The following is an 8,671-nucleotide window of genomic DNA, read 5'->3' as shown; positions in this document are numbered from 1 at the left end:
GGTGGTGACGGCGGGGACCGCGCGCTCGGTGGGGGTGGGGAAGCCGCCGGTGACCAGCTCCAGCAGCTCCACGGTGCCCAGGCCCTGCCGGGCGCCGTCGGCGGCCGGGGCCGCCGCCAGCACGGGATGGAAGCTGCCGCGCGCCACGGCCCGCTCCAGATCCTCGATCAGCGTCTTGACGTCGATCTCCTCACCGCCGAGATAGCGGTCCATGAGGGTCTCGTCCTCGCTCTCGGCGATGATCCCCTCGATGAGGCGGTTACGGGCCTCCTCGATGCCGGGCAGCGCCTCGGCGCCGGGCTCGGACTCGGTCCGGGCGCCGGAGGAGTAGTCGAAGACCCGCCGGGTGAGCAGCCCGGTCAGCCCGGTCACCGGGCGGTGGCCGTCACCGCCCTCCGGGCCGTGGTGCGGAAGGTAGAGGGGAAGCACGCTGTCGGAGGAGTCGCCGCCGAAGGCCGCGCGGCAGGCCTCCGTCATCACCTCGAAGTCCGCCCGCGCCGCCTCCAGGTGCGTCACCACGATCGCGCGCGGCATGCCCACCGCCGCGCACTCCTCCCAGACCATCCGGGTCGGCCCGGTGATGCCCTCGACGCCCTCCGCCGCCGAGACGACGAAAAGGGCCGCGTCCGCCGCGCGCAGACCGGCCCTCAGCTCGCCGACGAAATCGGCGTAACCGGGTGTGTCCAGCAGATTGACCTTGATCCCGGCCCATTCGACCGGCACCAGCGACAGCTGGACCGAGCGCTGCTGGCGGTGCTCGATCTCGTCGTAGTCGGAGACGGCCGCGCCGTCCTCGACCCGGCCCGCGCGATTGACCGCGCCGGTGGCCAGGGCCAGTGCCTCCACCAGCGTCGTCTTGCCGGAGCCACTGTGGCCGACCAGCACCACGTTCCGGATGTTGCCGGGCCGGTCGGCCGTCACGGCCCTGCCGGCGGCCCCTGGATGCGTACTCGTCTTCTCGCCCATGTGTCTCGCCTCCCGGTCGACACCTGCGGTCCTTCGAGCTTTCCACCGTGGTCACGCTGCGTCCATACGTCGCACACGCGAACGCAACCCGCCGGCCGGCGACGCCCCGGCCGGGGACGGGCGTGACCTGCGCCATGGGCCAGGTGCGCGACGTGCGCGCGGCGGCCCCCGGCCGCCTGGCTACGATGGGCCAGCCGGTGTCCTTCCGACCACCCGGCCCGCACACGACCCTCCGGGAAGGCCATGCTGAACAAGTACGCGCGTGCGTTCTTCACGCGTGTTCTCACGCCGTTCGCCGCCCTGCTCATCCGCCTCGGCGTCAGCCCCGACGCGGTGACCCTCATCGGTACCGGTGGCGTGGTGGCGGGAGCGCTGGTCTTCTACCCCCAGGGTGAGTTCTTCTGGGGCACGGTCGTCATCACCCTGTTCGTCTTCTCCGACCTCGTCGACGGCAACATGGCCCGTCAGCTCGGCCGGTCCAGCCGCTGGGGCGCCTTCCTCGACTCGACGCTCGACCGGGTCGCCGACTCGGCCATCTTCGGCGGCCTCGCCCTCTGGTACGCGGGGCGCGGCGACGACACCCTGCTGTGCGCGGTGGCCATCTTCTGCCTCGCCAGCGGCCAGGTGGTCTCCTACACCAAGGCGCGCGGCGAGAGCATCGGCCTGCCCGTCAACGTCAACGGCCTGGTCGAACGCGCCGAACGCCTGGTGATCTCCCTGGTGGCCTGCGGCTTCTCCGGCCTCCACAAGTTCGGCGTGCCGCACATCGACGTCCTGCTGCCCATCGCCCTGTGGATCGTGGCCGTCGGCAGCCTGATCACCCTGATCCAGCGCGTGGTGACCGTACGCCGCGAGGCCGCCGAGGCGGACGCCGCCACGGCCGCCGACGGGGGCGAGGGCGCGTGAGGGAACGGCTGACCGACACCCTCTACGGGCTCGGCTGGGGCACCGTCAACAAGCTGCCCGAACCCGTCGCCGCCGAGCTGGGGCGCCGGATCGCCGACGTGGCCTGGAAACGACGCGGCAAGGGCGTGCTGCGCCTGGAGGCCAACCTCGCCCGGGTCGTCCCCGACGCGGACCCGGAACGGCTCGCCGAACTCTCCCGGGCGGGCATGCGCTCCTACATGCGCTACTGGATGGAGTCCTTCCGGCTCCCCTCCTGGAGCACGGAGCGCGTCCGCACCGGATTCGCCCCCCAGGACCGCCACCACCTGGAGGAGGCCCTGGCCTCCGGCCGGGGCGTCGTCCTGGCCCTGCCCCACATGGGCAACTACGACCTCGCCGGGGCCTGGCTCACCACCGCGATGAACCAGCCCTTCACCACCGTGGCCGAGCGCCTCAAGCCCGAGTCCCTCTACGACCGCTTCGTGGCCTACCGCGAGGGGCTGGGTATGGAGGTGCTGCCCCACGCGGGCGGCAGCGCCTTCGGCACCCTCGCCCGGCGGCTGCGCGCCGGCGGGGTGGTCTGCCTGGTGGCCGACCGCGATCTGTCCTCCTCCGGCATCGAGGTCAGCTTCTTCGGCGAACCGGCGAAGATGCCCGCCGGGCCCGCCGTACTGGCCGTCCAGACGGGCGCCGTGCTGCTGCCGGCCACCCTCTGGTACGACCGCTCCCCGGTGATGCGCGGCCGGATACACGGACCCATCGAGGTGCCCACGACGGGCACCCGGGCCGAGAAGGCCGCCGCCATGACCCAGCGACTGGCCGACGCCTTCGCCTCCGGCATCGCCGCGCACCCCCAGGACTGGCACATGCTCCAGCGGCTGTGGCTCGCCGATCTCGACCGGCGTCCCCGGCCCCCCGCCGAGAGCTCCGGAACGGAGAAACCGTGAGGATCGGGATCGTCTGCCCGTACTCCTGGGACGTCCCCGGAGGCGTCCAGTTCCACATCCGTGACCTGGCCGAGCACCTCATCCGGCTGGGCCACGAGGTGTCGGTGCTGGCACCCGCCGACGACGACACCCCGCTGCCACCGTTCGTCGTCTCCGCCGGCCGGGCCGTCCCCGTGCCCTACAACGGCTCCGTGGCCCGGCTGAACTTCGGCTTCCTCTCCGCCGCGCGAGTGCGCCGCTGGCTCCACGACGGCGACTTCGACGTCATCCACATCCACGAGCCCACCTCCCCGTCCCTGGGACTGCTGTCCTGCTGGGCCGCACAGGGCCCCATCGTGGCGACCTTCCACACCTCCAACCCCCGCTCCCGCGCCATGATCGCGGCCTATCCGATCCTCCAGCCCGCCCTGGAGAAGATCAGCGCGCGTATCGCCGTGAGCGAATACGCCCGCCGCACCCTGGTCGAGCACCTGGGCGGCGACGCCGTCGTCATCCCCAACGGCGTCGACGTGGACTTCTTCGCCTCCGCCGAGCCCCGCGCCGACTGGCAGGGCGGCACCATCGGCTTCATCGGCCGGATCGACGAGCCCCGCAAGGGCCTGCCCGTGGTGATGCGCGCCCTGCCGAGGATCCTCGCCGAGCGCCCGGACACCCGGCTGCTGGTCGCCGGGCGAGGCGACGAGGAGGAGGCCGTCGCCGGACTGCCCCCCGAGATGCGCGGCAACGTCGAATTCCTCGGCATGGTCAGCGACGAGGACAAGGCCCGCCTGCTGCGCAGCGTCGACCTCTATGTCGCCCCCAACACCGGCGGCGAGTCCTTCGGCATCATCCTCGTCGAGGCGCTGTCCGCCGGCGCGCCCGTCCTCGCCAGCGACCTGGACGCCTTCGCGCAGGTCCTCGACCAGGGAGCGGCCGGCGAGCTCTTCGCCAACGAGGACGCGGACGACCTCGCCGACGCGGCCCTGCGGCTGCTGGCCGACCCCGCCCGGCGGGCGGAGCTGAGCGAACGGGGCAGCCGCCACGTCCGCCGCTTCGACTGGTCGACCGTCGGCGCCGACATCCTGGCCGTCTACGAGACGGTCACGGCCGGCGCGGCCTCGGTCGCCGCCGACGAACGCACCAGCCTCCGCGCCCGCTTCGGCCTCGCCCGGGACTAGCCCCGACGCCCGGCCCGGCCGGACCACCACCCCCGTGGGCGGTCCGGCCGGGCTCGTCCCCCCCGTCAGGCCCCGGCCCGGTCCGGTATCTCCTCGGCGGCCGGTGCCCCGGCGGGCCGCACCCCGAAGAGCCCCATCCCATGGACGGCCCGGAAGCCGCGGCTGCGCCGGATCGTGACGACCGCGACCAGGGCGATCAGGCCGATCGACTGGAACCTGCCGAGCACCGGCACCACATCGACCGGCAGCGACAGCGCCTCCACCGTGCTCAGCGCCGCGTCGAGCAGCTCGATCCCGCCCCAGAGCATCGTCAGACTTCGAAGAGCCGCCCGGAACTCCGGCATTCCGTCCCAGAGACGCTCGGCCGCTTCCTCCGCCGAGGGCCCCCTCAGCCGCCGCCCGAACTGGAAGGCGAAGGGCCGTGCCGCGAACAAGGTCCCCAGGATCCACACCCCCAGCACCGCCGGGAGCCCCGCGTCCTTCAGCAGCAGCACCCGGGGGCTGCCGCTGATCAGCGACGTCACCGCCGAGACCGCGAGCAGCGCCACGATCAGCAGGTCGAAGACCTCCGCCCGCCGCCGCACCACCGCCGTGACCAGCGCGTGCGCCGCCGGTATGGCGCTGCTCAGCAGCAGCGCCTGCCACTGGGCGGTGCCGTGGGCGCGCAGCGCGTAGTACACGGCGAGGGGCAGCGCGACGCTGATGGCGAGGGGCGCGAGGAGCGCCCGCGCGGGGCGCGCGCCACGCGATTCCATGCGGTCCATGAGATGCCTCCAGCGGTTCGGCGGCGAGGCCGTCCGGTATGGTCCGGCACGGCGATCCGGCGATCTGCTTCGACGTTAGGAGCCGGGCGGGTGGAGACGGATCGGAGCCAGGGCCGGTTTCCCGGAAGCCGCCTCCACCCCGCTCTCCACCCCCGGGTGGAGACCTCCGGCGGTTGCCGGGCACCCGCCCGGGTGCCGGACGGTAACGTGACCCGGCGTGACCACACTGATCTGGATCGCGGCCGCCCTGGTCGTCATCGGCGTCTACCTCAGCTGGACAGCCGGCCGGCTGGACCGGCTGCACAGCCGTATCGACGCCGCCCGCGCGGCCCTGGACGCCCAGCTGCTCCGGCGCGCCTCGGTAGCCCAGGAGCTTGCCACCGCCGGGATCCTCGATCCGGCCGCGTCGATGGTGATGTACCAGGCCGCCCACGCGGCCCGGCAGACCGAGGAGGAGCACCGCGAGGTCGCCGAGAGCGAGCTCAGCCAGGCGCTGCGGGCCGTCTTCGCCGAGGTCCCGCAGGTGGAGGCCGTACGGCAGGCGCCCGGGGGCGAGGAGGCGCTGGCCGAGCTGACCCAGGCGGTCCGCAGGGTGCCCATGGCCCGCCGGTTCCACAACGACGCGGTACGGGCGGCCCGGGCGCTGCGCCGGCACCGCAAGGTGCGCTGGTTCCGGCTGGCCGGTCACGCCCCCTTCCCGATGGCCTTCGAGATGGACGACGAGCCTCCGGCCGCCCTGGCCGACCGGGCAGGCCACTGACCCCGGATTGGCCCTTTTTCCGCTCCCTCGAACGCCGGTTTGATGACGATGCAGCATCACCGGCCCTTGATAGCGAGGTCACATCGTGTCCACCCCCAGCACGCCCCACACTCCGGAGACCGGCACCGCGCGCGTCAAGCGCGGCATGGCGGAGCAGCTCAAGGGCGGCGTGATCATGGACGTCGTCACCCCGGAGCAGGCGAAGATCGCCGAGGACGCCGGCGCGGTCGCGGTCATGGCTCTGGAGCGGGTGCCCGCCGACATCCGCAAGGACGGCGGCGTGGCCCGGATGTCCGACCCGGACATGATCGAGGGCATCATCGACGCCGTCTCCATCCCGGTCATGGCCAAGTCCCGCATCGGCCACTTCGTCGAGGCCCAGGTCCTCCAGTCCCTCGGCGTCGACTACATCGACGAGTCCGAGGTCCTCACCCCGGCCGACGAGGTCAACCACTCCGACAAGTGGGCCTTCACCACCCCCTTCGTCTGCGGTGCCACCAACCTGGGCGAGGCCCTGCGCCGCATCGCCGAGGGCGCGGCCATGATTCGCTCCAAGGGCGAGGCCGGCACCGGCAACGTCGTCGAGGCCGTCCGCCACCTGCGCCAGATCAAGAACGAGATCGCCAAGCTGCGCGGCTTCGACAACCACGAGCTCTTCGCCGCCGCCAAGGAGCTGCGCGCCCCCTACGAGCTGGTCAAGGAGGTCGCCGAGCTCGGCAAGCTGCCGGTCGTGCTGTTCTCCGCCGGTGGCGTGGCCACCCCGGCCGACGCCGCGCTGATGCGCCAGCTGGGCGCCGAGGGCGTCTTCGTCGGCTCCGGCATCTTCAAGTCCGGCGACCCGGCCAAGCGCGCCGCCGCCATCGTGAAGGCCACCACCTTCTACGACGACCCGAAGGTCATCGCGGACGCCTCCCGCAACCTGGGCGAGGCCATGGTCGGCATCAACTGCGACACCCTGCCCGAGGCCGAGCGCTACGCCAACCGCGGCTGGTAGCACACGTTCATCCCGGGTGGGCGGTCCGCGACGGCATGCGGGCCGCCCACCGGGCGTACCACCGGCGGCCGGAGGGTGCGGCCCACCGGCCGGCCCGACCGCCCCGCCGCATCCGATCCGAGAGGCAGACCCCACCGTGTCCACCCCCACCATCGGCGTCCTCGCCCTCCAGGGCGACGTCCGCGAACACCTCGTGGCCCTGGCCGCGGCCGACGCCCTCGCCCGGCCCGTGCGCCGGCCCGAGGAGCTCGCCGAGGTCGGCGGCCTGGTCATACCCGGCGGCGAGTCCACCACCATGTCCAAGCTCGCGGTGATCTTCGGTCTGCTGGAGCCGCTGCGCGAGCGCGTCCGGGCCGGGATGCCCGTCTACGGCACCTGCGCCGGCATGATCATGCTCGCCGACAAGATCCTGGACGGCCGTGAGGACCAGGAGACCCTCGGCGGCATCGACATGATCGTGCGCCGCAACGCCTTCGGCCGGCAGAACGAGTCCTTCGAGGCGTCGGTCGAGGTGGCCGGCGTCGAGGGCGGCCCCGTCGAGGGCGTCTTCATCCGCGCCCCCTGGGTCGAGTCCGTGGGCGCGGCGGCCGAGGTCCTCGCCACCCACGACGGCCACACCGTCGCCGTCCGGCAGGGAAACGTGCTGGCCACGTCCTTCCATCCGGAGCTCACGGGCGACCACCGGGTCCACGAGCTGTTCGTGGGGATGGTCCGCTCCACCCGGTCGTGAGATCCCGGTAGGATCTCTGTCGTTCGTTCTGAATTTGGTTACGCGAAGGAGACAGGCGAGATGTCCGGCCACTCTAAATGGGCTACGACGAAGCACAAGAAGGCCGTGATCGACGCCAAGCGCGGCAAGCTCTTCGCGAAGCTGATCAAGAACATCGAGGTCGCGGCCCGCATGGGCGGCGTCGACATCGAGGGCAACCCGACGCTCTACGACGCCATCCAGAAGGCGAAGAAGCAGTCGGTCCCGAACAAGAACATCGACTCCGCGGTCAAGCGCGGCGGCGGCCTCGAGGCCGGCGGCGCCGACTACGAGACGATCATGTACGAGGGCTACGGCCCCAACGGTGTCGCGGTCCTCATCGAGTGCCTCACCGACAACCGCAACCGCGCCGCCGGTGACGTCCGCGTCGCCATGACCCGCAACGGCGGCTCCATGGCCGACCCGGGCTCGGTGTCCTACCTCTTCAACCGCAAGGGCGTCATCATCGTCCCCAAGGGCGAGCTCACCGAGGACGACGTCCTCGGCGCGGTCCTGGACGCCGGTGCCGAAGAGGTCAACGACCTCGGCGAGAGCTTCGAGGTCCTCAGCGAGGCCACCGACCTGGTCGCGGTCCGCACCGCCCTCCAGGAGGCCGGCATCGACTACGACTCGGCCGAGGCCAACTTCGTCCCCACCATGCAGGTGGAGCTCGACGAGGAAAGCGCCCGCAAGATCTTCAAGCTGATCGACGCGCTCGAGGACAGCGACGACGTCCAGAACGTCTTCGCCAACTTCGACGTCTCCGACGAGGTCATGGCCAAGGTCGACGCGTAAGCGTTCCGGCTGCGGCCGGCCGACGGGCCGGCGGGACACATGTCCCGCCGGCCCGTCGGCGTGAACGGCCGTTGTCAGTGGCAGCCGATAGCCTGCCCGAGCAGGTGAGCGGAGGGAGGGGCGCGATGCGGGTACTGGGCGTGGACCCGGGACTGACGCGGTGCGGCGTCGGAGTGGTCGAGGGCGTCGCAGGCCGCCCGTTGCGCATGGCCGGAGTGGGCGTCGTCCGCACCCCGGCCGACGCGGACGTGGCCGACCGCCTCGTCCTCATAGAGCGCGGCATCGAGCAGTGGCTCGACGAGTACCGGCCCGAGTACGTGGCCGTCGAGCGGGTCTTCAGCCAGCACAACGTCCGTACGGTCATGGGCACCGCCCAGGCCAGCGCGGTCGCCATGCTGTGCGCCGCCCGGCGCGGGCTCCCCGTCGCCCTCCACACGCCCAGCGAGGTCAAGGCCGCCGTCACCGGCTCCGGCCGGGCCGACAAGGCCCAGGTCGGCGCCATGGTCACCAGGCTGCTGAGGCTCGACGCGCCGCCCAAGCCCGCGGACGCCGCCGACGCCCTGGCCCTGGCCATCTGCCACATCTGGCGCGCGCCCGCGACCAACCGGCTGCAGGAGCTCGCCGCCGCCCACCGCCGCACCCCCACCCCCGTACG

10 protein-coding genes are annotated in these 8,671 nt (G+C 72.5%); 8 read left to right on the top strand and 2 right to left on the bottom strand.

Translation table 11 applies throughout. The features are described from left to right. On the bottom strand, positions 1-966 hold a 966-nt coding region (locus K6I33_RS26765), incomplete at its 3' end, for a GTP-binding protein (RefSeq protein WP_229357099.1). Between the two features lie 243 nt (positions 967-1,209). Between K6I33_RS26765 and pgsA the strand changes: the two genes are divergently transcribed. Genes pgsA through K6I33_RS26750 form a run of 3 tightly spaced genes read left to right on the top strand, consistent with a single transcriptional unit; the run spans position 1,210 to position 3,955 of the window. After that, positions 1,210-1,872 carry a phosphatidylinositol phosphate synthase gene (gene pgsA / locus K6I33_RS26760; RefSeq protein ID WP_229357098.1) on the top strand — a complete coding sequence of 221 codons (663 nt, stop codon included), beginning with the start codon at positions 1,210-1,212 and terminating at the stop codon, positions 1,870-1,872. Beyond that, the gene (locus K6I33_RS26755; RefSeq protein ID WP_229357097.1) at positions 1,869-2,798 is read left to right on the top strand and encodes a phosphatidylinositol mannoside acyltransferase; all 930 of its coding nucleotides are present in this window, start codon (positions 1,869-1,871) and stop codon (positions 2,796-2,798) included. The genes pgsA and K6I33_RS26755 overlap by 4 nt, the downstream gene beginning before the upstream one ends. Further along, on the top strand, positions 2,795-3,955 hold the full coding sequence (locus K6I33_RS26750) for a glycosyltransferase family 4 protein (RefSeq protein WP_229357096.1): 1,161 nt from the start codon (positions 2,795-2,797) through the stop codon (positions 3,953-3,955). Before K6I33_RS26755 ends, K6I33_RS26750 begins: the two co-directional genes overlap by 4 nt. Before the next feature lie 65 nt (positions 3,956-4,020). On the opposite strand, the gene K6I33_RS26745 is transcribed toward K6I33_RS26750, so the two are convergent. Beyond that, positions 4,021-4,710, bottom strand: a complete 690-nt coding sequence (locus K6I33_RS26745; protein WP_229357095.1) for a VC0807 family protein — start codon at positions 4,708-4,710, stop codon at positions 4,021-4,023. A gap of 226 nt (positions 4,711-4,936) precedes the next feature. Between K6I33_RS26745 and K6I33_RS26740 the strand changes: the two genes are divergently transcribed. The 5 genes from K6I33_RS26740 to ruvC form a co-directional block, all read left to right on the top strand. Beyond that, positions 4,937-5,479 (top strand): hypothetical protein, encoded by a 543-nt coding sequence (locus K6I33_RS26740; RefSeq protein ID WP_229357094.1) that lies wholly within the window; start codon positions 4,937-4,939, stop codon positions 5,477-5,479. Between the two features lie 82 nt (positions 5,480-5,561). After that, the gene (gene pdxS, locus K6I33_RS26735) at positions 5,562-6,473 is read left to right on the top strand and encodes a pyridoxal 5'-phosphate synthase lyase subunit PdxS (RefSeq protein ID WP_308297328.1); all 912 of its coding nucleotides are present in this window, start codon (positions 5,562-5,564) and stop codon (positions 6,471-6,473) included. 136 nt (positions 6,474-6,609) lie between these two features. Next, on the top strand, positions 6,610-7,203 hold the full coding sequence (gene pdxT / locus K6I33_RS26730) for a pyridoxal 5'-phosphate synthase glutaminase subunit PdxT (RefSeq protein ID WP_229357093.1): 594 nt from the start codon (positions 6,610-6,612) through the stop codon (positions 7,201-7,203). A 60-nt stretch (positions 7,204-7,263) separates the two neighbouring features. Beyond that, on the top strand, positions 7,264-8,016 hold the full coding sequence (locus tag K6I33_RS26725; RefSeq protein WP_229357092.1) for a YebC/PmpR family DNA-binding transcriptional regulator: 753 nt from the start codon (positions 7,264-7,266) through the stop codon (positions 8,014-8,016). A gap of 125 nt (positions 8,017-8,141) precedes the next feature. After that, the coding region (gene ruvC / locus K6I33_RS26720; protein WP_229357091.1) for a crossover junction endodeoxyribonuclease RuvC at positions 8,142-8,671 on the top strand (530 nt) is incomplete at its 3' end.

The sequence above is a fragment of the Streptomyces sp. UNOB3_S3 genome (genome assembly GCF_020740895.1).
GTDB lineage: Bacteria > Actinomycetota > Actinomycetes > Streptomycetales > Streptomycetaceae > Streptomyces.
The sequence above is the reverse complement of the archived record's forward strand: the minus strand, read 5'-3'. Positions and strand labels throughout refer to the sequence as shown.

Bases quoted from the DNA above. Each gene is read 5' to 3' on its own strand.
- pgsA (WP_229357098.1), top strand. From the start codon at position 1,210: ATGCTGAACAAGTACGCGCGTGCGTTCTTCACGCGTGTTCTCACGCCG.
- K6I33_RS26745 (WP_229357095.1), bottom strand. From the start codon at position 4,710: ATGGAATCGCGTGGCGCGCGCCCCGCGCGGGCGCTCCTCGCGCCCCTC.
- K6I33_RS26725 (WP_229357092.1), top strand. From the start codon at position 7,264: ATGTCCGGCCACTCTAAATGGGCTACGACGAAGCACAAGAAGGCCGTG.